This is a genomic window from Chitinophaga sp. Hz27 (assembly GCF_042263525.1).
Lineage (GTDB): Bacteria > Bacteroidota > Bacteroidia > Chitinophagales > Chitinophagaceae > Chitinophaga.
Window position 1 is genome coordinate 176,141 of record NZ_JBHKFJ010000008.1, and the last position, 25,064, is coordinate 201,204.

Consider the following 25,064-nt stretch of genomic DNA (forward strand, 5'->3'; position numbering starts at 1 on the left):
GCTTACAGTAATATAGCCGTGAGGGCATAGTCCATGAACAATACCAATACACAGCTTACCACTACTGCGGTAGTACTGGCCTTACCGATTTCCAGCGCTCCACCACGTACATTATAGCCATAATAGGCGGAAACACTGGCAATGATAAAACCAAAGGTATATGACTTGGCCAACGCAAAAAACACGTTATAGGCCTTGAATTCCTGTCTTAAACCCTGCATAAACTGCTCCGCGGAAATAATACCGGATAATACACCCGCTTCTTTACCACCCCAAACACCCAGGAAACCAGAAATGGCTACCAGGATAGGGACCATCAATATAGCGGCAAGTATTTTTGGTAAAATCAGGTACCCTTTTGTATTGATACCCATGATTTCCAGGGCATCGATCTGCTCGGAAACCCTCATATTACCCAGCTCCGACGCGATCTTAGAACCCACAACACCCGCCAGTACAATACTGGTAAGGGTTGGGGCAAACTCCAGGATAATAGTATCTCGTACCACCTGTGCAATCGTGCTTTTAGGAATAATCGGACTTACCAGCTGATAAGCCGTTTGGAGTGTAGCCACACCTCCAATAAATAATGAAATGATAAATACTATCCCTAACGACCCTACGCCAATATCTACACACTGTTGCATAAACTGTTTCCAGTACATCCTCATGTTCTCCGGACGGGAAAACATGCCCTTAAGCATCAGCAAATAATTTCCGAAATGATAGAAGAATTTGAACTCCATAACCGGCCAAAGATAGGAAGGATTTTAACAATGATACCTGAAATTCCCATTTATCACGATAGCTATTTCAAACTACTTACGAGCAGCCTTTTCAGACTCCGCTCCACGATTTCCCCCATAGACTTGCATCTGGCAAATACCGGATCACGATAATACTGCGCCAGTTCTTCACCCAGCTGATGAATTTTTTCAGGAAAAGAAACCCTGTCTGTCATGATAACATCACGCAGATCCTTGATTCTATGCCGCTGCACCACTATACGCCTGGCCATGAGGGCTCGTTCTTCCTGCTGATATTGTTTCACTACTTCTGCATTCAAATGCTTAATAGCCAAATCCACAAACACACGGTTCTCTTTAAAGTACTGCGGCATATAAAGGGTCCTCTTGCCTTCATAAAACTGCTGATCGAAGTCTATGGCACGAATACGAAACTGTACATCATCAAAATCAGGAGTAATATCAAACACAAAATTATAAGAACGCATATCTCCCAATAAACGTACAAAACAACGTTCATTGAACTTAACAAACTCCTTGGCGATACGCTTTGGATTAAATTCTGGTCTGTTGAGATAGTGCAGGATAAACTGATCTCCGGGAACACCAGCAATATGTTCTTCTACCAACGTATTACCGTCAATCAGAAAATTCATCCAGTAAGGAGAAAGTATATGCTCCAGCTCAAGACCATAGATACGGGAAGCATCTGCTATCTTGATATAAAAGTAATCGTATACTTCGTTGTAGTTGTTGACAATTTTTATCCGGAAAGGATGTGAATTACCGAAGGTGCAAAAATCAATACGCTCAATATGTAAATGCTCTTCGGCGGCCTGGTCACCACCAGCTTTCAATATGGAATAAATTCTTTTCAATCCTGCATGAATAGAGTTTATCATGCTTTGCGGATATAATACGGTTTCCCACAGCGAATCTTTTCCTTCCTTATCATAAACAGGAATAGAAGACTCGTAATACAACAGCTCCTGGTAAGATATAGGCAGCTTTATCTCCCGCTCATACAACTTCAGGTAATTGCGGAAGGCCTGGTTAATCGGGAAAAATATCTTCTTCCTGGAAATCTCTTGCATATGCTAAATATAGCACAAAATCGCCGGACAGCATACAGCTAAAAAGCCATCAGCGCGAAGATGGCGGCTCTAAAGCCGATACCTTCACGCTGATGGCAGCTATTAATAGTGGCGTAGACTATTTCTTCTTTTTGTCTTTAGATTTCTCTTCAGCTTTGCTTTCGCGGCAGCATTTTTCTTGAGCGTCCACTACGGCAATATTTACCATGTTCACGATCTGACGAACGGTACTACCCAGTTGCAGAATGTGTACAGGTTTCTTCATGCCTAACAATACAGGTCCGATAGCATCGAAACCAGCAACTTCCTGTAACAGGTTATAAGCCACATTACCAGCAGTCAGGTTAGGGAAGATGAGTGTATTCACTTCTCCTTGCAACAACTCAGTAAATGGATAGTTATCCTGGAGGATTTCCTTGTTAAATGCCATTGCAGCCTGGATTTCACCATCTACAATCAGCGAAGGATTACGTTGTTTAACGATATCGCGGGCTTTAGCCACCAGCTGCGCCTCAGGGGTTGGGCTGGAACCAAAGTTAGAGTAAGAAAGCATGGCGATACGTGGAGTGATATTGAAGTGTTGTACTTCTTTAGCCACCATCAGGGTAATATCTGCCAGTTCTTCTGCAGTTGGATTGAAGTTTACGGTAGTATCAGCCAGGAACAGCGGTCCACGCTTAGTCTGGATGATATACATACCTGCTACTTTATTCACACCTTCTTCCATACCGATTACCTGTAATGCCGGACGGATGGTATCAGGATATTTACGTGTCAGACCAGAAATCAATGCATCTGCCTCCCCGGTTTCCACCATCATACAACCGAAGTAGTTACGTTCACGCATAACTTTCTTCGCTTCGTACATGTTGAACCCTTTACGCTTACGCTTTTCAAAGAACAGCTCACCAAAATGATGACGTTTTTCCTGCATTTCATCGCTCTTAGGATCGATGATCTGGATACCTTCAATTTCGATTGCATGTTCTTTCGCGAGACTACGAATTTTCGACTCATTACCCAACAAAATTGGGATGGCGATACCTTCGTCATTCACTACCTGCGCAGCTTTCAGCACTTTAATATTGTCTGCCTCAGCAAATACAACTTTCCTTGGATCACGGCGCGCTTTGGTACCGATTACGCGGAACAGTTGGTTGTCGAGCCCCAGACGTCCATTCAGCTCTACTTTATAAGCCTCCCAGTCAGTGATATGGTGATGAGCTACACCACTGTCCATAGCCGCTTTAGCCACCGCAGGAGCAACAGTGCTCAGCAAGCGTGGATCGAGTGGTTTAGGGATAATATATTTAGGACCGAAGAAAATATTTTTCTCGTTATAGGCGAGGTTAACGATATCTGGCACCGGAGATTTTGCCAGTTCAGCCAGCGCTCTTACAGCAGCGAGTTTCATTTCCTCGTTGATTTCAGTAGCTCTGACATCGAGGGCGCCACGGAAGATATATGGGAAGCCCAATACATTATTAACCTGGTTAGGATAATCGGAACGACCAGTTGCCATGATTACGTCAGGACGTGCTGCCACTGCGGCGTCATAGGCAATTTCAGGATCAGGGTTTGCCATCGCCATCACAATTGGGTTTTTACCCATGCTCTTGATCATCTCAGGCGTAACCACATTACCTACAGAAAGACCCAGGAATACATCCGCATCTTTCATTGCTTCAGCCAAGGTTTTAACCTTAGACTTGGTAGCAAACTGCATGTGCATAGGACCCAGATCTTTACGTTCTGTGTTCAGCACACCGTCTTTATCAAATAAGATGAAGTTTTCCAGCTTCGCTCCTAATGCTAGATAGAGGCGAACGCAGGCCATAGCAGCGGCGCCAGCGCCATTTACTACGATCTTAACTTTCTCAATTTTCTTTTTAACAAGTTCCAGACCATTGAGCAGTGCAGCACTTGAAATGATCGCCGTACCATGCTGGTCGTCGTGCATTACAGGTATTTTCAGCTCTTTACGCAGTCTGTCTTCAATCTCGAAGCACTCAGGACTCTTAATATCCTCCAGGTTAATACCTCCGAAGGTTGGTTCCAATGCTTTTACGGCAGCTACAAAGCTATCCGGATCTTTTGCATTTAACTCAATATCAAAAACGTCAATGTCTGCGAAAATTTTGAATAATACACCCTTACCTTCCATCACTGGCTTACTGGCTTCAGGACCAATATCACCCAATCCCAGTACGGCGGTACCATTACTGATTACGCCAACCAGATTACCTTTTGCAGTGTATTTGTATGCGTTTTCTACATCGTTGTAAATCTCCTTACAAGGTTCAGCTACCCCTGGAGAGTATGCGAGGGAGAGATCCCATTGTGATTTCGTATTCTTCGTAGGTACTACTTCAATTTTGCCCGGCCTGCCTTTTGCATGATAGTCTAATGCATCCTGCTTGTTCAGTTTTTTAGCCATATCAAGTTTAGATTGTTGTTGTTGGGCGTCAAATATACGAAGTATTGCACTACGACCGTTGATAATTAGCAGTAGCCCCCATAGGTCACCTCATAAATAACAGTTAAATTTACTTACTTTTACGTCGTTAAACATTCGCAAATATCATGATACAACGCATCCAGAGTCTTTATTTGTTATTAGCCGCCGGAGCAGGCGTAGGAGTACTATGCAGCAACCTGTGGAAAGCCACCATAGCCGGTTCTGCTGAGGTCTCTGTTGTAAATGCATCTAATAATTATTTGATGTATGTGCTCTATATCATCATCATCCTGATCGCATTTGCATGCATCTTCCTCTACAAAAAGAGAAAATTGCAGTTCCGCCTTACCGTAATCGATATCCTCCTTACCCTCGGCGCCATCATTTACCAATATGCACTGGTTTCCAAACAAGCTAATGCATTGGTTTCCAGCGGAAAAACTATTGCCAGTGCCTCTTACCTGCCGGCATCTTTCCTCCCGATTGTTATGGTTGTACTGCTGTTCCTCGCCGCCAGAGGCATCTATAAAGATGAAAAACTCATCAAATCATTGGACAGACTGAGATAATTACCTTTTGATATAAAAAAGAGAAAAGCCGTTTCTACTAAGTAGGGACGGCTTTTTTCTTTTACTGTATTAGGTTAAGCGGCAGTTACTTCTACATAAATAGTAGCAGGCAGGTAACCAAAAACATATTCGGTAACCTCACAAAGCCACATTTCCTGATTTACGGCCTCTCCCCTGAACATTTCCATCAGATAGTTACCACCACCAATAGATTCTTTCAGGTTCTCCATCAGCTTAGCTTCGTCTGCACCAGCAAACGGCTCGTCACTAATTTTCAGAAAACATTCTGCCGTATTGCCACTGGCTACATCCAGCATTGTATCTGCACCTAATACCATCTGCAGTTCTGCAATATCTTTGGTCCATTCGGGGATATCAATGAACCATTTACCTTCCGATGTTTTGTAAAATCTGTAATTACCAGTCATATAGGTTTTTTTAGGGGTTATGGAGATATAAATGCCATCGCTGATGGTCATTTTTTGTTTACAATAACAAAGGCCACTCCCGGTGAGGTGTAGCCTTTGTTATTTACTATTATTGTTGTGAGATGATTTACAGATATTGACCTGTATAACTTCCTTTTACTTTTTTCAATCCTTCAGGAACACCTGCATACAAGAGATTTCCGCCACCAACACCACCTTCAGGGCCAAGGTCAATTACCCAATCGGCACTCTTGATCACATCCAGGTTGTGTTCAATTACCAGCACTGTATGCCCTTGATCAATGAGTGCATTAAATGATGCCAGCAATTTCTTGATATCATGGAAATGCAAACCTGTGGTAGGCTCATCGAAGATAAACAGAATATGTCCCTGCGCTTTTCCTTTACCCAGGAAAGATGCCAGTTTCACACGCTGTGCCTCACCACCAGACAGTGTATCGCTACTCTGTCCCAGTTTCACATAACCTAGTCCGACATCGCTCAAAGGACGGATTTTATTCACTACATCTTTCTCATCTTTGAAGAACTCCAAGGCCTCATCCACACCCATCTCCAGCACTTCGTAAATATTCTTGCCTTTATAGGTCACTTCCAGTACTTCATCTTTGAAACGCTTTCCGTTACAGCTTTCACAAGTAAGGTGTACATCTGCCAGAAACTGCATTTCTACAATTACTTCCCCTTCTCCTTTACAAGCATCACAACGGCCACCATCAACGTTGAAAGAGAAATGCTTCGGCTGGAAGCCACGCATTTTACTCAGTGGCTGCTTTGAATACAGGTCACGGATTTCATCATACGCTTTAATGTAAGTTACCGGATTTGAGCGAGAAGATTTTCCGATAGGATTCTGATCTATCATTTCTATCTGGGTAATATCATCCACTGCTCCTGATAATGCACGATGGCTACCTACTTTATCAGCAAATTCTCCTTTCAGTTTCATCAGGGCAGGGTAAAGGATTTGCTTTACCAGTGTGGTTTTACCGGAACCGGAAACACCACTTACTACCGTGAATACATTTAATGGAAAATCTACGGTTACACTCTTCAGGTTATGTTGTTTTGCACCTTCTATTGTAATGGCTTTCTTCCATTTACGCAATTTCGCTGGTGGATCAATGGTGTAATTACCATTGAGATATTTACCCGTAAGACTTTTACTGTCTTCCAGGATCTCAGGATAAGTGCCTGCAAAAATTACTTCTCCACCCAGATGACTTGCCAATGGCCCCATATCAATGATATAGTCGGCTTCTTCCATCATCAGTTCATCATGCTCCACGACTACAACGGTATTACCCAGATCACGCAATTCTTTTAACACACCAATCAGCCTTGCTGTATCACGCGCATGTAATCCAATGCTAGGTTCATCCAGGATATACATGGAATTGGTGAGGTTACTTCCGAGAGAGCGGGTCAATTGTATACGCTGACTTTCACCACCAGATAATGTATTAGCCACACGATTAAGCGTAAGGTATCCTAACCCTACATCCAGCAATGTTTTCAATCGGTGATCTACTTCAATGAGTATACGTTTTGCAATCTGCTGATCGAACTCACTCAACTCAAGACTGGTAAACCACGCATAGAGGTCGGAAACAGGCATATCCACCAGTTCGGCGATATTTTTACCACCAATTTTGATGTACAGTGCTTCCTTACGAAGACGGCCACCACCGCAGGTTGGGCAGGTAGTACGGCCCCTGTATCTCGATTGCAATACACGGTATTGCACTTTGTACAGGTTCTGTTCCACCATCTTGAAGAACTCATTTAATCCGTAGAAGAATTCATTCCCTGTCCAGAGGAGATCATATTGTTCATCAGTAAGATCAACGATAGGTTTATGTACAGGGAAGTTGAATTTACGGGCTGCCTTAATAAGGGCTTCCTTGTATTCGCCCATCTTCTCGCCTCTCCACGGTGCGATAGCACCTTCGTATACACTCAGGCGTTTGTCTGGGATTACCAGATCGGCATCTACACCTAATACCTGCCCAAACCCTTCACAGGTAGGACAAGCACCATATGGATTATTGAAAGAGAAGAGATTAGGAACCGGTTCTTCGAATTGCATGCCATCCAGTTCGAAGCGATTGGAGAAATGTTTCATCTCTTTACTATCTACTTCTACATAACATTCACCTTCACTTTCGTAAAAGCATGTTTGTACTGAATCGGCTATTCGATGTTTATCATCTTCATCAAAGTCTTTGACAACTAACCTATCAATAAGGACCCAGGCATCTTTAGGTACAGTTACTTTTTTAAGTTCGAGTAACTCTTCGATGCGCAGGAGGCCTTTTCCATCTTTACCTGGCTCGTATAAACGAGAAAAACCTTTCTGCATGAGGATATTTAGTTCCTCTTTGGCATCACGCTTGGCATGACGGCGGAAAGGAGCCAGCAGTAAGACTTTAGCACCGGCCGGTAATTTAATGATGAAGTCGACCACGTCGCTGACTTCATTTTTCTTCACCTCTTTTCCGGATATGGGAGAATAAGTTCTGCCCACACGTCCAAAGAGGAGGCGGAGATAATCATATATTTCGGTCATGGACCCGACGGTAGAACGTGGCGTTCGGGTTATTACCTTTTGTTCGATAGCTATGGCCGGGCATATACCTTTGATGTAATCCACATCCGGCTTGTTCATGCGCATGAGAAACTGCCTGGCATAAGCGCTTAGGCTCTCGGCATAACGGCGTTGCCCCTCCGCATATAGTGTGTCCATTGTCAGTGAAGATTTACCGGAGCCTGAAACACCGGTAACTACTACCAATTTGCTGCGGGGGATCGAGACACTCACATTCTTTAGATTGTGTACCCTGGCGCCTTTTATGAAAATGCTGTCCTGAGGGCTAACTTCCTGAGGATTAACAGCGGTTCCCTGTTTTTTAACTTTTGTACCCATTCTGCAACAAATTTAAGGTAAAAGATGTTACTAAAGTAATTAGCATTTTTATTCATTTCCTTTAGCAAATCCAATGGGCAATCTATTGGTTTGGAATCTGCTGTAACCTAATATTAACGGGCGAAAAGAAGAAAATTATATTATTTGTTTTATTGAACTATTCTATTATATTTGCGTAGGTATTGATATATTCTGGTACCTCTCTGAAAATTCCTAAACTATAAAACTGCACTCTATCGCATAAACTCTACTCTAAAAAAAATAAACAACCAAGAAGAGGCTGTAAAGTCTGTACACTCATTTACTAACCCGTCTAGTTGTAGAAGTTTATGCAAATAATGTACAAATTGTGCGATGAGCAGTTGATTACCCTTTTTAAGAAAGGCCACACATCGGCATTAGAAGAATTAGTGCACCGTCATAAAGACAAGGTGTATACTTCTATTCTGTTACTGGTAAAAGATGCTTTTCTTGCAGAAGATATCTTCCAGGATACCTTTATAAAAATCATCGACACCATCCGCGCCGAACGTTACACTGAAAAAGGTAAATTCCTGCCATGGGCCATGCGTATCGCCCATAATCTCTGTGTAGATCACTTCCGCAAAATCAAACGTACGCCGATGATCAAAACCGGCGACGACAAAGATATCTTCGATGTTCTCGGATTCAGTGATAGCTGTGCCGAAGAAAAAATCATCACCAGACAAAGCCATGATCGCGTAAGACGTATGCTGGACCTTCTTCCTGAAGAACAAAGGGAAGTAATCATCCTGCGTCATTATGCTGAACTGAGCTTCAAAGAAATTGCAGACCTTACCCAGGTGAGTATCAATACAGCGTTGGGGCGTATGCGGTATGGTCTGATAAATCTCCGTAAAATGATGACGGAGAAACAAATCTGTCTGTAATTATTAATAGACCCTTTTTTGCTTGCCATCAGCGGGCGGCCGGATGTAATGTCCGACCGCTCGTTTTTTATTTTACCTAGGCTTTCAATTACCTTTTTATAAAAATGGCCTCGCTCATAGCGAGGCCATTTTTATAAGTTTTATTTAAATTTCGACTATAATCGCTCATAAATAATAGCAGCACCCTGTCCCACTCCTATACACATAGTCGCCAAGCCATATTTAGTATCAGGCCTACGCTTCATTTCATGTAACAACGTGGTGGTAATACGAGCGCCACTGGCTCCAAGCGGATGCCCAATAGCAATAGAGCCACCATTTACATTCACAAACTCATCATTCAATTGAAGGTCGCGCATACACGCCAGTGTTTGAGAAGCGAAAGCCTCATTCAATTCCGCAAGACTTACATCATTAACAGTCAAACCAGCACGCTGCAGTGCTTTTCGTGTAGCCGGCACCGGTCCGATTCCCATGATGGAAGGATCCACTCCTGCCACCGCCATAGAAACTACTCTGGCCATAGGTTTCAGATTAAAGGTTTTTAATGCTTTCTCTGATACTATCAACAACAAAGCTGCGCCATCGTTTATACCAGAAGAATTCCCTGCGGTTACAGTTCCATCTTTGGCAAAAGCTGGCTTTAAGGAAAACAATTTCTCTAGTGTAGTTTCTCGTGGATGTTCGTCCTTACTTACGATTGCTGGCTCTCCTTTAGCTACTGGCGCTGCAATTGGGATAATTTCATCTACCCACTTCCCTGCTTTTGCCGCGGCAGCATATCTACGCTGACTTCCCAACGCAAATATATCCTGGTCTTCCCTACTGATATTCCACTGTCGCGCTACATTTTCCGCCGTTTCTCCCATAGAAAACGGATAATACTGTGCAGCCAGCACCTTATTCGTAAAACGCCATCCTAAGGTAGTATCATAAATTTCTGTTGAGCGTTGAAAAGGAGATTCCGCTTTAGGCAGTACAAAAGGTGCACGGGTCATACTTTCTGTGCCTCCTGCCAGGTAAACATCTCCTTCCCCGCACATAATGGCCCTGGAAGCATCCATAATAGCCTGTAAACCAGAAGCACACAAACGATTTACAGTGTTACCAGCTACCGTTACCGGTAGTCCGCCCAGTAAAGCAGCCATACGGGCCACATTACGATTATCTTCACCGGCCTGGTTGGCTGCGCCGGCAATAACGTCTTCAATAACAGCGGGATCTACGGTGGAATTTCTCTCCAGGATTTTCTTGATCAGATGCGCTAGCATATCATCCGGACGGATACTACTTAATGCGCCACCATGGCGACCTATGGGGGTTCGAACCGCATCAATGATATAGGCAGATTGCATGTTGATAAAACAGTTGTTTTGGTAAGTAAAAAGTAAGCTCTTTCCGCAAGTAAACCATTTCTATTAACTCTGCCAATAATATATCCATCCGGTTGATCATCTCTCAAAAGCTAACTCTTCCGTATATTTTTCCTATTTAACTGGGTTTCAGCATGCTACACATATAGCTCACTTAGGGGCCACAACGCTAATTATCAATGAATTTCAGTACCTTTGCAGCTACTTTCCGACTGCCGTAAGGCAGCCAATTGCTTATTTAAAGGTCAATAATGAAGTCTGACAAAAAAAATATCCGGCATTTTAGTCTGCCACAATTACAAGAATATTTCGGGTCCATTGGGGAAAAAGCATTTCGTGCAAAACAAGTGTACGAATGGTTATGGCTTCGCCATGCCAGCAGCTTTGAAGCAATGACCAACATCTCCAAAGACCTGAGGAGTAAACTGGAAGAGAACTTCACCTTACCTGCCGTAGCGGTTGACGCCACGCAGCAAAGTAATGATGGCACCATTAAAAGCCGCTTCCGCCTGCACGATAGTCATCTTGTAGAAGGCGTACTTATCCCTACAGATAGCCGCCAAACTGCTTGCGTTTCTTCACAAGTGGGTTGCAGCCTCAGCTGTAAGTTCTGCGCTACCGGTTATATGGCACGTAAACGTAACCTCGATTATGACGAGATCTACGACGAAGTAGCCCTGATTAACCAGCAAGCAATGGATGCTTATGGCAAAAAACTCACGAATATTGTATTCATGGGGATGGGAGAACCGCTGCTGAACTATAAAAACGTATTGCAGGCCATCGAGAAAATCACTTCTCCAGAAGGCATGGGCATGTCTCCTAAACGTATTACCGTTTCTACTGCGGGCGTTGCAAAAATGATCCGTCAGTTGGGAGATGATAAAGTAAGATTCAACCTGGCTCTGAGTTTGCACGCAGCAACTGATAAAAAACGTAGCGAAATCATGCCTATCAACGACAGCAACAGCCTGAAAGAGTTGATAGACGCGCTGAATTACTTCTATAAAGCTACCGGCAACGAAATTTCATTCGAATATATTCTCTTCGATAACTTCAACGATAGTAAAGAAGATGCGGATGAACTGATCAAAATATACCGCCAGGTTCCTGCCGACCTCGTAAATATCATCGAGTACAATCCGATCGATAATGCAAAATTCCAGAAGCCAGACGCGTTGAAAGCGGAACAGTTCATGGAATATCTCGCTAAAAACCGTGTGAATGCCAGATTAAGACGCAGTCGTGGTAAAGACATTGACGCCGCTTGTGGTCAACTCGCTAACAAAGGTTAATCTGGAGATTTCAATATTTGCAAAATACCCTGATCATCTACCGATGATCCTCAATCAATAAAAATTTATGAAGAAAAAATTACCTGCTAGTAAAGGTTTTTCCCCTTTCAAAGAAAATAAATCCGGTAAATCAGACAAGCCGGCAGCAGGCAACCGCAATCGCCCTTCCTTCGATGGTGAAAGGCCTGGAAGAGCATCCGCAAAAGACGAAAATACTTCCTCTTTCCGTAAACGTAGCTTTGATGCAAACGACGGAGATGCTAAACCTGCACGCAAACGTTTTGAGAAAAACGATGACGGCAAAGCACCTTTCCGTAAACGCGAATTCAATGCCGGCAAACCTGAAGATAAACCAAGGTTTGGTAAACGTAACGACAGAGACGATAAACCAACTTTTGGCAAACGTGCAGATAGAGATGAGAAACCGGCCTTTGGCAAACGTTTCGACAGAAAATCAGACGATAAACCAGCTTTTGGTAAACGTACAGATAGAGACGAAAAACCGGCTTTCGGCAAACGTTTCGACAGAAAATCAGACGAGAAACCAGCTTTTGGTAAACGTACAGATAGAGACGAGAAACCAGCTTTCGGCAAACGTTTCGACAGAAAATCAGACGAGAAACCAGCTTTTGGTAAACGTACAGATAGAGACGAGAAACCAGCTTTCGGCAAGCGTTTCGACAGAAATTCAGACGACAAGCCAGCTTTTAAAGGTGGTCGTAAAAAATCCGATAACTATAAAAAGGATGATGAAAGCTCCTTCCATGGCGATTTCAAATCCAAATCTGATAAATCCTCAGCGAAAGAAACACCAAGTGGTTTCAATCGTAAAAAATTCTTTGATCGTACAAACGATCGCTTTGCCGATAAACAGGACCGCCGTACTGAAAAGCACGAACGTCGCAGGAAACCAATCCAGCCAAGAGAAGAATCTGCAGAATTAAAGCAGATCAGAAAAGAAGCGAAGGAAGTAAAATCCGGTAGTGGCTTTGGTCCTGGTGAAATGCCCCTGAACAAATATATTGCACACTCTGGCCTCTGCTCACGCAGAAAGGCTGTAGATTATATCCGCGAAGGAAAAGTTACCGTTAACGGCATGACTGTTACAGAACCTGCCACCAAAGTAACTGCAAAAGACACCATTACCCTGGCTGAGAAAAAACTGAGCCTGCAGAAAAATCTGGTGTACATCCTCCTGAATAAACCAAAAGGATACATCACCACCACCGATGATCCAGAAGGACGCAAAACCGTAATGGAGCTGATCGAAGACGCTGTGGAAAACGAACGCGTTTACCCGGTAGGTCGCCTCGACCGCAACACATCTGGTTTGCTGCTGCTCACCAACGACGGTGAACTGGCCCAAAAACTGGCGCATCCAAAACATAATATCAAGAAGATCTACCAGGTAGAACTGGATAAACCGCTTACAAAAACAGATGCTGAAAAAATCTCTGCTGGCGTTACCCTCGAAGATGGTGTGGCCCATGTAGACGCACTAGGGTATTTAGATCCAAAAGATAAAAAGCAGGTAGGTATTGAAATCCACAGCGGTAAAAACCGTATCGTTCGTCGTATTTTCGAACACCTCGAATATAGTGTGGAAAAACTGGACCGTGTAATGTATGCAGGACTTACTAAGAAAACACTGAACCGTGGCCAGTGGCGCTTCCTCAGTGAAAAAGAAGTAATCCTCCTGAAACATTTTAAGTAATAATTGCCTGTTCGTAATGCATATAGAAGAGCATATTATATTAGAAACACCAGACTTTATCATTGTCAATAAGCCATCAGGAATGCTAACATTACCTGATCGCCATGATAATGAGCTTACGTCACTGAATGCCGTGATGAAAAAGGCTTATGGTAATATTTTCACTGTTCACAGGCTTGACCGTGATACCAGTGGTATTATCCTTTTCGCCAGAAATGAAACTGCACATAAATACTATTCCCAACTTTTTGAAAGCAGGGATGTCCAGAAGTTCTATCTCGGTATAGTTAACGGCCAGATCGTTCCAAAGAAAGGCAGTGTGAATGAAGGTATCATGGAACATCCTGTTCAAAAGGGAAAGATGGTTACCAATAGAAAAGGGAAAGCCTCGTTAACGGATTATGAAGTGCAGGAAGAATTTGGATTGTTTAGTCTGGTCAGGATGCAGATCCATACAGGTCGTACGCATCAGATCAGGGTACATATGAAGCACCTGGGTCATCCTATTGCTGTAGATGAATTATATGGCAATGGTGAACCAGTAAAGCTGAGTACTATCAAGAAGAAATTCAAGCTGGGCAAGCATACCGAGGAAGAAAGACCGTTATTGAGCAGACTGGCGTTACATGCTGCTATGTTGGTATTTAAAGATCAGCAGGGTGTGGAACATACGGTGGAGGCACCTTTGCCAAAAGATATGGCGGCGGTGTTGAACCAGTTGAGGAAACATAAAGGATAATATTTCTTATTAGGATATTTTTTTAAAAGAGATCGCTTGATACGGTCTCTTTTTTTATTTGTGATAGATGATTGCGCTTGGCCTACTTGCCCATTTTAAGGAGATGCGTTAGACCTAAAAGAAACAATAAACCTATATAAAATAAAAAAACGGGGAAAAATCCCCGTTTCGTAAAAATCAAAAACCAACCATTAAAAAATCTTTATCGGAAAAAACGATTCGCCTGGTGGTGGAGCGAATGTTCCGGTATAATTATTTGTTAGGTTGAGGTGTTGTTCTCAGGTAAGGCTTAATAATTTTGTGGCCTTTCGGAAAACGTTCAGGGATGTCTGCGGTAGGCACTGCTGCCGTAACGATAACATCTTCACCATCTTTCCAGTCTGCAGGTGTAGCAACGCTATACTGAGCAGTCAGCTGGAGGGAGTCGATCACACGCAGTACTTCGAAGAAGTTTCTGCCGGTAGAAGCCGGGTAAGTGATCATGAGCTTTACTTTTTTATCAGGTCCGATGATGAAAAGGGACCTAACAGTAAAGGTTTCTGAGGCATTAGGATGAATCATGCCATACAGGTTGGCCACTGTTTTGTCTTCATCAGCAATGATAGGGAAGTTAACGTCGCAATGTTGAGTTTCGTTAATATCACCAATCCAGCTTTGATGTTTGTCCAGCGGGTCAACGCTGAGGGCCAGCACTTTTACATTGCGTTTAGCAAACTCATTGCTGAGCAGCGCTGTTTTACCTAACTCGGTAGTACACACAGGTGTAAAATCTGCAGGATGCGAGAATAATACTCCCCAGGAATCACCAAGGTAATCGTAAAAATTTATTTCTCCTAATGTCGTTTTTGCTGTAAAGTTGGGAGCAATGTCGCCCAGTCTTAAACTCATAGTTTTACGATTTACTTGACCAAAAATAGTATTTTCCTACAAAAGTTATAGACTTTAAAGTAACTTTTTTCTTTTTTTCCCATTAAATTATGATTAAAGGAAAAATTGGGGTTAACAAACAATGGTCCTAAAAAAGGATAGATTAGGGTTAATTCATCTGGATAAACAATGTACAGGCAGGCCATTACGGGGTTAACAAACGTTCCTGCAGACGATCCAACCAGCAGTTGGGGGTGTTAAAAAGTCTGCCATGGAAGAAAATGGCCAGCGTTCAATAATTTCTACTATTTCTGGTCAAGTAATGTATATGTGAAAATCAGGCTGTGTGATGCAGCTGCCAGGCATAATAGGCAAGACTGAATTTCATGTCATCAGTCAGGTCTGCCTCCTGACGGGCAGCTTCATCTTCCAGCTCTAATTCGAGATATCCGAGGTATAAATCATAATTTCGTTCCAGGTTTTTTACACACTGGCGGATTTTCCGGTTTATATTTTTCCTGGCGGCTGGTGGAAGTACAGGTACATCTGGTTCCATCGTTCGGACAGGCATTGTGATAACTTTTCCCTTTTCTTCTGCAGCCTCGTCCATCTCCAGCCAGTTCACCCGCTGCAGGATAGTTCCGATCTGTATTGGCTGCCGGCTCCTGTTAGTAGTTTGTGCTGTATTCATCACCGTAGGTTTTAATTACAATACAAATTTACCCGGCCATTACGCATGGAATATGCGTAGTGAAATCTGCTTTAAATATTTTTTTAATCTCCGCTCCTATGGCGGAATTGTGTATTTTTAGAACTTAAATTTTTTGTTTGTGCCAAAAAATAAAGATGCACTATCGCGTTATCGCTGGCTCGACGAACGATTACGCAATAAACGATTACCTAAACCCACCCTGGAAGCGCTTATCGCCTATGTTTCTGATAAAATGGGAGCTGAAGTATCTACCCGAACCATCCAGAAAGATATCCAGGACATGCGGCAAAATCCGGAGCTGAACTATATGGCGCCCATTATATATGACCGCGCCACCGGCACCTATCGCTATGCTGATGATAACTACTCCATCGGCCAGCTCCCTATTGAAGAAGCAGATCTTCAGGGTCTGGAAATTGCCATCGGTATCCTCGAACAGTTCCGAAGCCTCCCAGTAGTACAGCAATTTGAAGACGCTATTCTCAAGATAGCAGCCAGCCTGAAAATCAACAGGGAAGCCCTTCAACACCAAGGACTTATCAAATTTGCCCGTACTTCTCAATACAAAGGCGCCGAACATATTCCGGAAATCGTGGATGCCATCAAAAACCTGGAAGTCATTCGTATCGCCTACCAAAGCTTTGATAGAGACGAACCTAAAGAATACTGGGTGGAGCCTTATCACCTCCGCGAATACCAGCACCGCTTCTACCTGATCGGTAAAAGTCAGCAAACTTCTGGCGGCGACCTCCGTACCTTCGCCCTCGATCGCATCGTAAAGCTATGGCCCACCATGAAACATTTCGATGAGAAAAACTTCGATGACGCCAGCTATTTCCAACATGCCATCGGTATCACCGTCCATGACGGGGAACCAGAGCAGGTGCTCCTCGCCTTCACACCACGACAAGCGAAATACATCAAATCTCAGCCTATCCACTCCTCTCAAAAGGTGATAAAAGATGGCGAGAAAGAATGTCAGATCGCACTAAACGTGGTAATAAATCACGAACTTATTATGACGCTGCTCTCTTATGGCAGCAATGTGAAAGTCCTGAAACCGGCATCACTTACAGATAAGATGAAAGAAGAGGCCAGGAATATGCTGGCCAATTACAAATAAAAAAAGCCCGTCTCTACTAAGTAGAAACGGGCCGTTTTCTCGAATATTCTTCAATTAGTTCTTTGCGCTTTTTGGTGCTACTGGCGGCGGTGGCACAGCATCATTAGCAGTTGCAGCTGGTTTTGCAAACAAGCTTTCATCGATAGGCTTGTTCACTTCCATCTTGTCAATTGTCATGGTAATCATTCCACCTTGTGCTCCCTGCGTACTCTTTGCAGGATACACATAACCATCTGGATTCTTTTTGAAGTCTGAAAAATCAGAAATCATTTTTTGCTCCTGACCTCCCATTTTCAAGGTATTTTCTGCTCTCACAATGTAGTAAGATTCAGTGTCGATATAGACATACCCAACATTCCCTTCTTTGGTTACCACTTTAATTTTGTAAGCTGGCTTAGCATTAACGCTGTCCTTTCCTATCAGACTAAGCTGCTTTCCTTTAGCAGTATAATTATATAATTCACTGCCTGAAAGATCCAGCATAGGCTTCATTGCATTTTGGGTAGCAGCGTCCATATCCTGTGGAGAAGTCTGGCCCATTACCGGCATCAATGCCCATCCGCTTTTATCGGTAACCACCTGAATATTGGTGGTGCCCATTACTTCAAACTGCAGACGCATTGCCTTGTCATTAAGTCCCCATCTTTTGAACTCGATGTTCTGGCCTTCTGCACTGGTAGTGCCTTCCATGTACTGTGTTTTAATACCGGAGATTTTAGCCACTCCACCGAGTGCAGTATAGTGCTTATTCAGGATGTCTGTGAGTGTTTGTCCGAAAACAGTATTAGTCAATGCTACTAACAGCAATGCTACAATACTTAAATATTTACATAGTTTCATACAAGCAATTTATCAATTAAAGATAACCAAAAAAGGCTTCCGCCAAATTCTTCTTGTTCCTTTCTGTCAAACTCCATGCTATTACTTAGATTTACGGTATGAATAGCTTTGAAATTACCGCAAATTTGGTGGATGTACTGCAACAGGAAATATATCCGGCCAAGATATATATAGCTGACGGCCGCATCCGACAGATTACCCGTACCACAGATGATTGTGAAGGTTTTATCATGCCTGGATTTATCGATGCACACGTGCATGTGGAAAGTTCAATGCTGGTCCCATCGGAATTTGCCAGGCTGGCAGTGGTTCACGGTACGGTAGCTACCATTAATGACCCTCATGAAATTGCCAATGTAGTAGGTGTTCCTGGTGTGGAATATATGCTCGAAAATGGGAAACAAGTCCCCTTTAAATTCAATTTCGGCGCTCCTTCCTGTGTTCCGGCCACCGCATTCGAAACAGCCGGCGCCACCATTGATGCTGCTGCTGTTGCCAGTTTACTTCTCCGTAACGATATTAAATACCTCACGGAAATGATGAATTTCCCTGGGGTCTTGCATAAAGATCCTGAGGTAATGGCCAAAATAGCGGCTGCAAAATCTATGAATAAGCCCGTAGATGGCCATGCGCCAGGCCTTCGTGGAGAAGATGCTCGTCATTACATTCAGGCTGGCATCAGCACAGACCACGAATGTTTCACCATAGAAGAAGCCCGCGAAAAGCTCTCCTATGGCATGCATATTCTTATCAGAGAAGGTAGCGCCGCTAAAAACTTTGAAGCGCTAATTCCTTTGCTTCCTGATTATTACGAGAAAATTATGTTCTGCAGTGATGATAAACATCCAGATAACTTGGAAGAAGGGCATATCAACTTACTCGTGAAACGCGCCCTGGCTAAGGGTAACGAGCTTTTCAAAGTATTGCGTGCTGCCTGTGTAAATCCTGTGTTACATTACCAGCTGGATAATGGGTTACTTCGTGAAGATGATGCCGCAGATTTCATTCTCGTCGATAATCTGAAAGACTTCAACATACTTGGCACCTGGATCAATGGTATTAAAGTAGCTGAAAATGGCCGTACGCTTATTAAATCTGTAGACATAGCGCCTATAAATAACTTCGATTGTGAGCCTAAAAATGTAGTTGATTTCTTTATACCAAGCACACGCGAAAGTGTCACTGTTCCTGTTATTGGTGCTATTGAAGGAGAGCTAATCACTGAAAAACTCAGTGCCGTCTTGCATCCGGTGAACGGCAATATACAGAGCGACACCAGACAAGATGTGCTGAAACTTGCAGTGGTAAACAGATACACCAACGCGCCTATTGCAATGGCCTTCATTAAAGGTTTTGGACTGAAAGAAGGCGCAATTGCCTCTTCTGTAGCACACGACAGCCATAATATTATTGCTGTTGGGGCAGATGATCAAAGTTTGTGTACCGCTATTAATGCTGTTATTGCTGCCAAAGGAGGGATCAGTGTGGTGAGCAAGTCAGGCATGGATGTATTGGCCTTACCTGTAGCCGGTTTAATGTCTAACCTTGATGGATATACGATTTCTGCCAAATACAGTGCGATGGACCGTGCGGCAAAAGGAATTGGTTCTACTCTCGCCTCTCCATATATGACTTTATCATTCATGGCGTTGCTGGTAATACCTCACCTGAAACTCAGTGATAAAGGACTGTTCGATGGTGATACCTTTACATTCGTTGATCAGGATCTAAACTAAGCATCTATTAACTTCTACTAAAACCTGCGTTCTTATTCATTAGGGACGCAGGTTTTTTTATTTATAACATAACGGTCTTCATCTCCCAAAAATCTATAAAAAAACAGGTGAACTAATAATTCACCAGGATGTTACTTCTTTGCTGAAAAGCAATCTATCAAAATCTACTTATTATGGTGAAATTAACCGTCATGTATCCCAATTTACCGGATACTTCTTTCAATATGCATTACTATCTGCATACACATATGGAACTAGTGAAAAGTAAGCTGGGCAACTATCTGAAGGGTTTTATGGTGGAAGAAGGTATCACCGGAGATGTAAGCCCTGACAGTAAACCAGGTGACAATAAAGTGCCAGCTCCGTTTGTAGTTATTGCGAATCTGTTTTTTAATTCTATCGAGGATCTTTATCAATCATTCATGCCAAACCTCGAAGTGCTCGTAGCTGATTGCCCTAATTTCACGGATATCAATGTTAAAATACAGATAAGCCGCGTTACTGGTTTTTATATGCAGAGTACAATGGTATAAAAAAATACCATCAGCAAAAATCTGCTGATGGTAATATATTTAGTGTATGAATATCTGTTTAGGAACTCCTATCTATTACTGTACCCAAAGCGCTCCGCCAATACTGTCTCTTTCGGCGCCTGTAACGGAAGACAAAACATTTTCTTCCTGTCTCCAACGCAGCGTACCAATCAACGCCATGATCAGTGCTTCTTTATAACTTATCGTCAGTTCATCAGGTATCGCTACTTCAATATCCAATGGTTCCAGGTGCTGACGGATACGGCTTATCAGGTAAGTATTCATCGTACCGCCGCCAGTAATCAGCATTTTTGCCGGCGCAGCAGGGTTTTCCATCTTTTCTTTGAGGCCCGCTACCGCATTGGCTATCTGGATCGCGATATGCTCAACATATGTATTCAGCTTGCCCTGCACAGAAATACGCAAAGCGTCAAACATTGGGAGAATGGTGGCAGTGCCAAAGTCGTTTGCCAGGGATTTAGGCCATGGCTCATTATAGTACGACAATCCATTCAGTTTGTCCAACAGATCATGATCAGTAACACCACCGGCTGCTAATTCGCCGCCAGCATCGTATTCACGGTTCAATGCTGCTACAAGTCCGTTCAGAACACGGTTTGCAGGACAAACGTCAAAAGCAATAAAGCCATCAGGTAGTATTGCGGAGATATTAGCAATACCACCGAGGTTCAGATAATACTGATAACCAGGGAAAAGATATTTTTCGCCGATTGGAACAATTGGCGCGCCCTGGCCACCTAATGCCACATCCATTGCACGCAGATCGCTGATAACTGGCAGCTTGGTAACCGCTGCAATAGCAGCGCCATCGCCCAACTGCGCCGTCATTTTTCCAGCAGGGATATGAAAAGTAGTATGACCGTGAGAGGCAATAAAATGCACTTTATGGTCCAGTTGATAAGTCTCAATGAATTTATTGATACGATGGCCGGTGTAATGACCATATTCGCTGTGCAGCAGCAGGTAATCACGTGCCGATAATTCTGTTGCATTCGCCAGCTTTGCGACCCATTCCTGCTCATAAGGCAAACTCTCCGAGGCCTTGATGCTGTATGTCCATTGCCCACGTATCTCTGTCAGCTCCGCAAACACAATATCCAGTCCGTCCAGTGAGCTGCCCGACATGGTGCCTATCACATTATATACCATCTGAAAAAAATTTCAGCAAAGGTAAATTATCTACCGAAAGAAATTTTTTAAGGATTTATGGAATTCGGATAACTTCTGACATCCTATACCTATAAAAACGACCTGACATGAAAACATTACTCGCCCTGTTCATCTTTATGATGATTGCCACAACCGCACTGATGGCCCAATCCGGACAAATCTCCGGTACAGTAAAAGACAGTAAATCGGGAGATCTGCTGGGAGGTGTTACCGTTATGATCAAAAATACAGTCACGGGTGTACAAACTGACAGTAAAGGTCATTGGAAGCTGAAGGTCAACGCAGCCAGTGTTGTGGTGCAGTTCACGTTTATCGGATATCAGAAGAAAGAGCTGACGTTGAAAGTAGGTTCTGTTACAGATATATTGCTTGAACCCGATACAAGAACTTTGCAGGATGTAGTGGTAGTAGGATTTGCAAGTACCAAAAGAATGACGACAACAGGATCTATAGCAAGTATCTCAGGAAGCAATTATGAATCGACGGAGGCCTATGGTGTGATCAATGAAAATACATTCCATAATGCGCAGCGAGAGCCGTTAAGTACTTTCAGTGCAGATGTAGACAGGGCTTCCTACAGTAATATCAGACGTTTTTTGAATAATGGTGAGATTCCTCCTTCAGATGCCATAAGAGTAGAAGAAATGATTAATTATTTTGATTATCATTATCCACAACCTAAAGGAGATGCACCGGTGGCCATTGTAGCGGATATGGCAGTATGTCCCTGGAATACAAAACATCAATTAGTACGCATTGGTATTCAGGGTAAAACTGTAGAAACCAAGAACTTACCACCCAGCAACCTGGTCTTCCTGCTAGATGTTTCCGGGTCTATGGAAGCAGACAATAAATTACCGCTTGTAAAGAGAGCAATGGAAATTTTAGTCAAACAATTAAGGCCGGAAGATAAAGTATCCATTGTGGTATATGCAGGAGCTGCGGGAGAGGTATTGCCTGCAACAAGTGGTGCACAGAAAGAAAAAATATTGGCTGCATTGGAAAAATTGCAGGCTGGTGGCTCCACAGCAGGTGGCGACGGTATCCAGTTAGCATATACAATAGCAGCTAAAAATTTTCTTCCAAAAGGGAATAACCGCGTGATACTGGCTACGGACGGCGATTTCAACGTCGGCCCAAGCAGTAGCGGAGAATTGCAACGTATCATCGAAAAAGAAAGAGAAAGAGGTATTTCCTTGTCTGTACTAGGTTTCGGGATGGGTAACATCAAAGATGTGAACATGGAAACCCTGGCAGACAAAGGCAATGGTAACTATGCTTATATCGATAATTATGAAGAAGCCAGGAGAACTTTCGAAACTGAATTTGGCGGTACATTGTTCACTATTGCCAAAGATGTGAAATTACAGGTCGAGTTCAATCCGGCCACAGTGCAATCTTACAGGCTGGTAGGCTATGAAAATAGACTATTGGATGCGGAAGATTTTAATAATGATAAGAAAGATGCCGGTGACATGGGTGCGGGACATACTGTAACTGCGCTGTATGAGGTGATCCCGGTGGGTAGTGATGATAAGTCGGTGAATTGGATAGATCCATTGAAGTATCAGCAGTCTGTAAACAGTAGCAGCAATGAGTTGCTGACTGTTAAGGTCCGTTATAAAAATCCAACGGCTGAGAAGAGTAAACTTTTGCAAGTATCACTTGGAGCGAGAGCTTTCTCCATAGATAAGATGGATGCGGATTTCAGGATGGCAGCCGCGGTAGCCTCATTCGGTCAGCTGCTCAGAGGTTCCTCTTTTAAAGGAAATGCCACTTATGACGATGTGTTGAACTGGGCTTCCCGCGCCAAGGGAGACGATCCTGAGGGCTACAGGAGTGAGTTTCTCCAGCTTGTCAAAAAAGCGCGGTTGCTGAATAAATGAGCAATCAACAATTTTCGGTAATTTGCCGCCTCAAAGGCAAACAAATGGTAATTAATTTAAGTGAAACTAATTCGCTGGTAGGTGAATGGCTCAGTGAAATCAGAAACGTAGATGTTCAACATGATCGTATGCGTTTCAGACGTAATATGGAGCGCGTAGGTGAAGTTGCAGCGTATGAAATCAGCAAAACACTGGAATATGTGGAGAAAGATATTACTACTCCGCTGGGTATTGCAAAATGCCGCGTGCTGAAAGAACAGCCGGTATTAGCAACTATCCTGCGTGCAGGACTTGCTCTCCATCAGGGTTTGCTGCATTACTTTGATAAAGCTGACCACGCTTTTATTTCTGCATACCGCAAACATAATCATGATGGTTCTTTTGATATTAACCTGGAATATGTGAGCAGTCCTTCCATCGAAGGTCAGGTACTGATCGTATCCGATCCGATGCTGGCTACCGGTGCTTCCCTAGTGAAAACAATCGAACACCTGGAAGAAATTGGTAAACCTTCACATATTCACCTGGTTGTAGCTATCGCCTGCACCGTAGGCATTGAATATGTATTAAGAAATACTAAGTCCAACATTACTATCTGGGCTGGAGATATCGATGATGAGCTGACTGCAAAGGGCTACATCGTGCCGGGCCTGGGCGATGCTGGTGATCTGGCATTCGGAAATAAAATACAACAATAGTCACGTTTTAACGTTTAACGGATATACGCAGTTGTGAATATCACTGCTGCGTATATCCGTTTTTTTTATCTGTATAAGACTTTTTATACATTTATTTAATTTGAGATATGACATAAATGGTGTACCTTCACCACAACGCATAAACCCTATGCATAAGCTTAAACCTTATGAAAAGAGCTTTACTATTCCTGACCATATTCTTCAGTTTAAATTCCTTGCGGGCCCAAGATCCGCATTTTTCACAGTTTTTTGCGTCGCCACTCACGCTTAACCCAGCGTTTACTGGTTTATTTTCAGGCGATTATCGTCTGTCCGGTAACTATCGCTCCCAATGGAGAAGTATCTCTACTCCGTTTGTGACCGGTACTGCTGCGATTGATTTTGGCATCCTGAAAAACGTAATTTCCTATACTGACATCTGGGGCGTAGGGCTGATGGCGATGTATGACCGCACAGGCGGTGGTGCACTCACCTCCTCTTATTTATCTGCCAGTACAGCATATCATAAAGGACTTGACCCGGAAGGTAACCATACCCTTGCCATTGGTTTGCAAGGTACACTGGTACAGAAACGTGTGGATAATGACAAGCTACGTTTTGAGAACCAGATAGATAACAATGGTTATAATCCGTCTATTCCTAGTGGTGAAACATTGATCAATCCTAAGATCACTTATTTCGATCCGAATGTGGGTATCCTCTACAATGGGCTCATTGGAGAATCTACCAACATCTATGCAGGTGTATCTTATTATCATATTACCCAACCTACAGAATCCTTCATGAACATGACCCAGAACAGGTTGAGCTACCGCTGGACAGTGCATGGTGGCGGATCTGCTCCGGTAAATGGGAAAGACAGGATACACGGTAGCATCCTGTATATGAAACAAAGCACTGCTACTGAGATCACCTTTGGTGGCGCTTATGGTTTTACGCTGGATGACATGGACGACAACCCCACTGTGTTTTATGTAGGTAGCTGGTATCGTTGGAAGGATGCAGTGATCCCTTATGTTGGCGTTGAAATCAAAGGCTTCCAGGTAGGCCTGACTTACGACACCAACGTTTCTTCACTGAAACCAGCATCGAATTATCGCGGTGGACTTGAGCTTTCGCTGATATACATCCACACGAAGAACCAGATGAACAAGTATAAAACACTGTGTCCTAGGTTCTAAGAAAAGTTTTTATCGATACATTATAA

General features: G+C 43.2%; 21 protein-coding genes and 1 pseudogene. 11 read left to right on the plus strand and 11 right to left on the minus strand.

Annotation, left to right across the window (positions count from 1 at the left end; all coding sequences use genetic code 11):
- Nucleotides 1-2: 2 nt before the first annotated feature.
- From ACE38W_RS19895 to ACE38W_RS19910, 4 genes and pseudogenes are all read right to left on the minus strand, one after another.
- Complete coding sequence (locus ACE38W_RS19895) at nt 3-746, minus strand: MlaE family ABC transporter permease (RefSeq protein ID WP_375833699.1); 744 nt, start codon at nt 744-746, stop codon at nt 3-5.
- A 62-nt stretch (nt 747-808) separates the two neighbouring features.
- Nucleotides 809-1,840: a hypothetical protein gene (locus ACE38W_RS19900; protein WP_375833701.1), complete on the minus strand. Its 1,032-nt coding sequence runs from the start codon at nt 1,838-1,840 to the stop codon at nt 809-811.
- A gap of 118 nt (nt 1,841-1,958) precedes the next feature.
- Nucleotides 1,959-3,053: a phosphate acyltransferase gene (locus ACE38W_RS19905; RefSeq protein WP_375834320.1), complete on the minus strand. Its 1,095-nt coding sequence runs from the start codon at nt 3,051-3,053 to the stop codon at nt 1,959-1,961.
- Nucleotides 3,051-4,277, minus strand: a pseudogene (locus ACE38W_RS19910) (malic enzyme-like NAD(P)-binding protein); the annotation flags it as partial. The gene ACE38W_RS19905 and the pseudogene ACE38W_RS19910, both read right to left, overlap by 3 nt.
- A 146-nt stretch (nt 4,278-4,423) precedes the next feature.
- Here ACE38W_RS19910 and ACE38W_RS19915 point away from each other — a divergent pair.
- A complete protein-coding gene (locus ACE38W_RS19915) occupies nt 4,424-4,867 on the plus strand; it encodes a DUF4293 domain-containing protein (protein ID WP_375833703.1) in 444 nt (147 codons plus the stop codon).
- A 74-nt stretch (nt 4,868-4,941) separates the two neighbouring features.
- On the opposite strand, the gene ACE38W_RS19920 is transcribed toward ACE38W_RS19915, so the two are convergent.
- Complete coding sequence (locus ACE38W_RS19920) at nt 4,942-5,295, minus strand: DUF6717 family protein (RefSeq protein WP_375833704.1); 354 nt, start codon at nt 5,293-5,295, stop codon at nt 4,942-4,944.
- 127 nt (nt 5,296-5,422) lie between these two features.
- Nucleotides 5,423-8,239 (minus strand): excinuclease ABC subunit UvrA, encoded by a 2,817-nt coding sequence (gene uvrA / locus ACE38W_RS19925; protein WP_375833706.1) that lies wholly within the window; start codon nt 8,237-8,239, stop codon nt 5,423-5,425.
- Nucleotides 8,240-8,568: 329 nt separating this feature from the next.
- Here uvrA and ACE38W_RS19930 point away from each other — a divergent pair, with 329 nt between their 5' ends.
- Nucleotides 8,569-9,150, plus strand: coding sequence for an RNA polymerase sigma factor (locus ACE38W_RS19930; protein WP_375833708.1), 582 nt, complete (start codon nt 8,569-8,571; stop codon nt 9,148-9,150).
- 155 nt (nt 9,151-9,305) lie between these two features.
- Here ACE38W_RS19930 and ACE38W_RS19935 read toward each other — a convergent pair whose 3' ends face one another.
- Nucleotides 9,306-10,505: an acetyl-CoA C-acyltransferase gene (locus tag ACE38W_RS19935; protein ID WP_375833711.1), complete on the minus strand. Its 1,200-nt coding sequence runs from the start codon at nt 10,503-10,505 to the stop codon at nt 9,306-9,308.
- Between the two features lie 269 nt (nt 10,506-10,774).
- On the opposite strand from ACE38W_RS19935, the gene rlmN reads away from it, so the two are divergent.
- The 3 genes from rlmN to ACE38W_RS19950 all read left to right on the plus strand — a co-directional run bounded on the left by rlmN (nt 10,775) and on the right by ACE38W_RS19950 (nt 14,271).
- On the plus strand, nt 10,775-11,818 hold the full coding sequence (gene rlmN / locus ACE38W_RS19940) for a 23S rRNA (adenine(2503)-C(2))-methyltransferase RlmN (protein WP_375833713.1): 1,044 nt from the start codon (nt 10,775-10,777) through the stop codon (nt 11,816-11,818).
- A 67-nt stretch (nt 11,819-11,885) separates the two neighbouring features.
- Nucleotides 11,886-13,532, plus strand: a complete 1,647-nt coding sequence (locus ACE38W_RS19945) for a pseudouridine synthase (protein WP_375833715.1) — start codon at nt 11,886-11,888, stop codon at nt 13,530-13,532.
- Between the two features lie 16 nt (nt 13,533-13,548).
- Complete coding sequence (locus ACE38W_RS19950) at nt 13,549-14,271, plus strand: RluA family pseudouridine synthase (protein WP_375833717.1); 723 nt, start codon at nt 13,549-13,551, stop codon at nt 14,269-14,271.
- A gap of 252 nt (nt 14,272-14,523) precedes the next feature.
- Here ACE38W_RS19950 and ACE38W_RS19955 read toward each other — a convergent pair whose 3' ends face one another.
- Nucleotides 14,524-15,159 (minus strand): peroxiredoxin, encoded by a 636-nt coding sequence (locus tag ACE38W_RS19955; protein ID WP_375833720.1) that lies wholly within the window; start codon nt 15,157-15,159, stop codon nt 14,524-14,526.
- A gap of 316 nt (nt 15,160-15,475) precedes the next feature.
- Nucleotides 15,476-15,829 carry a hypothetical protein gene (locus ACE38W_RS19960; RefSeq protein ID WP_375833722.1) on the minus strand — a complete coding sequence of 118 codons (354 nt, stop codon included), beginning with the start codon at nt 15,827-15,829 and terminating at the stop codon, nt 15,476-15,478.
- A gap of 139 nt (nt 15,830-15,968) precedes the next feature.
- On the opposite strand from ACE38W_RS19960, the gene ACE38W_RS19965 reads away from it, so the two are divergent.
- The gene (locus ACE38W_RS19965; RefSeq protein ID WP_375833725.1) at nt 15,969-16,973 is read left to right on the plus strand and encodes a helix-turn-helix transcriptional regulator; all 1,005 of its coding nucleotides are present in this window, start codon (nt 15,969-15,971) and stop codon (nt 16,971-16,973) included.
- Between the two features lie 54 nt (nt 16,974-17,027).
- On the opposite strand, the gene ACE38W_RS19970 is transcribed toward ACE38W_RS19965, so the two are convergent.
- Nucleotides 17,028-17,813, minus strand: a complete 786-nt coding sequence (locus ACE38W_RS19970; RefSeq protein ID WP_375833728.1) for a hypothetical protein — start codon at nt 17,811-17,813, stop codon at nt 17,028-17,030.
- A 98-nt stretch (nt 17,814-17,911) separates the two neighbouring features.
- On the opposite strand from ACE38W_RS19970, the gene ade reads away from it, so the two are divergent.
- Nucleotides 17,912-19,549, plus strand: coding sequence for an adenine deaminase (ade, locus tag ACE38W_RS19975; RefSeq protein WP_375833731.1), 1,638 nt, complete (start codon nt 17,912-17,914; stop codon nt 19,547-19,549).
- A gap of 173 nt (nt 19,550-19,722) precedes the next feature.
- Nucleotides 19,723-20,082 carry an EthD family reductase gene (locus tag ACE38W_RS19980; protein ID WP_375833734.1) on the plus strand — a complete coding sequence of 120 codons (360 nt, stop codon included), beginning with the start codon at nt 19,723-19,725 and terminating at the stop codon, nt 20,080-20,082.
- 75 nt (nt 20,083-20,157) lie between these two features.
- On the opposite strand, the gene ACE38W_RS19985 is transcribed toward ACE38W_RS19980, so the two are convergent.
- Nucleotides 20,158-21,252 carry an anhydro-N-acetylmuramic acid kinase gene (locus tag ACE38W_RS19985; protein ID WP_375833737.1) on the minus strand — a complete coding sequence of 365 codons (1,095 nt, stop codon included), beginning with the start codon at nt 21,250-21,252 and terminating at the stop codon, nt 20,158-20,160.
- A gap of 107 nt (nt 21,253-21,359) precedes the next feature.
- Between ACE38W_RS19985 and ACE38W_RS19990 the strand changes: the two genes are divergently transcribed.
- From ACE38W_RS19990 to ACE38W_RS20000, 3 genes are all read left to right on the plus strand, one after another.
- Complete coding sequence (locus tag ACE38W_RS19990) at nt 21,360-23,159, plus strand: von Willebrand factor type A domain-containing protein (RefSeq protein WP_375833740.1); 1,800 nt, start codon at nt 21,360-21,362, stop codon at nt 23,157-23,159.
- 44 nt (nt 23,160-23,203) lie between these two features.
- Complete coding sequence (gene upp, locus ACE38W_RS19995; protein WP_375833742.1) at nt 23,204-23,857, plus strand: uracil phosphoribosyltransferase; 654 nt, start codon at nt 23,204-23,206, stop codon at nt 23,855-23,857.
- A gap of 167 nt (nt 23,858-24,024) precedes the next feature.
- Nucleotides 24,025-25,038 (plus strand): PorP/SprF family type IX secretion system membrane protein, encoded by a 1,014-nt coding sequence (locus ACE38W_RS20000; protein ID WP_375833744.1) that lies wholly within the window; start codon nt 24,025-24,027, stop codon nt 25,036-25,038.
- Nucleotides 25,039-25,064: the final 26 nt, after the last annotated feature.

Bases quoted from the DNA above. Each gene is read 5' to 3' on its own strand.
- ACE38W_RS19970 (WP_375833728.1), bottom strand. From the start codon at position 17,813: ATGAAACTATGTAAATATTTAAGTATTGTAGCATTGCTGTTAGTAGCA.
- ACE38W_RS19945 (WP_375833715.1), top strand. From the start codon at position 11,886: ATGAAGAAAAAATTACCTGCTAGTAAAGGTTTTTCCCCTTTCAAAGAA.
- ACE38W_RS19900 (WP_375833701.1), bottom strand. From the start codon at position 1,840: ATGCAAGAGATTTCCAGGAAGAAGATATTTTTCCCGATTAACCAGGCC.
- ACE38W_RS19895 (WP_375833699.1), bottom strand. From the start codon at position 746: ATGGAGTTCAAATTCTTCTATCATTTCGGAAATTATTTGCTGATGCTT.
- ade (WP_375833731.1), top strand. From the start codon at position 17,912: ATGAATAGCTTTGAAATTACCGCAAATTTGGTGGATGTACTGCAACAG.
- rlmN (WP_375833713.1), top strand. From the start codon at position 10,775: ATGAAGTCTGACAAAAAAAATATCCGGCATTTTAGTCTGCCACAATTA.
- uvrA (WP_375833706.1), bottom strand. From the start codon at position 8,239: ATGGGTACAAAAGTTAAAAAACAGGGAACCGCTGTTAATCCTCAGGAA.
- ACE38W_RS19960 (WP_375833722.1), bottom strand. From the start codon at position 15,829: ATGAATACAGCACAAACTACTAACAGGAGCCGGCAGCCAATACAGATC.
- ACE38W_RS19980 (WP_375833734.1), top strand. From the start codon at position 19,723: ATGGTGAAATTAACCGTCATGTATCCCAATTTACCGGATACTTCTTTC.
- ACE38W_RS19920 (WP_375833704.1), bottom strand. From the start codon at position 5,295: ATGACTGGTAATTACAGATTTTACAAAACATCGGAAGGTAAATGGTTC.
- upp (WP_375833742.1), top strand. From the start codon at position 23,204: ATGGTAATTAATTTAAGTGAAACTAATTCGCTGGTAGGTGAATGGCTC.
- ACE38W_RS19955 (WP_375833720.1), bottom strand. From the start codon at position 15,159: ATGAGTTTAAGACTGGGCGACATTGCTCCCAACTTTACAGCAAAAACG.
- ACE38W_RS20000 (WP_375833744.1), top strand. From the start codon at position 24,025: ATGAAAAGAGCTTTACTATTCCTGACCATATTCTTCAGTTTAAATTCC.
- ACE38W_RS19950 (WP_375833717.1), top strand. From the start codon at position 13,549: ATGCATATAGAAGAGCATATTATATTAGAAACACCAGACTTTATCATT.
- ACE38W_RS19985 (WP_375833737.1), bottom strand. From the start codon at position 21,252: ATGGTATATAATGTGATAGGCACCATGTCGGGCAGCTCACTGGACGGA.
- ACE38W_RS19935 (WP_375833711.1), bottom strand. From the start codon at position 10,505: ATGCAATCTGCCTATATCATTGATGCGGTTCGAACCCCCATAGGTCGC.
- ACE38W_RS19930 (WP_375833708.1), top strand. From the start codon at position 8,569: ATGCAAATAATGTACAAATTGTGCGATGAGCAGTTGATTACCCTTTTT.
- ACE38W_RS19915 (WP_375833703.1), top strand. From the start codon at position 4,424: ATGATACAACGCATCCAGAGTCTTTATTTGTTATTAGCCGCCGGAGCA.
- ACE38W_RS19990 (WP_375833740.1), top strand. From the start codon at position 21,360: ATGAAAACATTACTCGCCCTGTTCATCTTTATGATGATTGCCACAACC.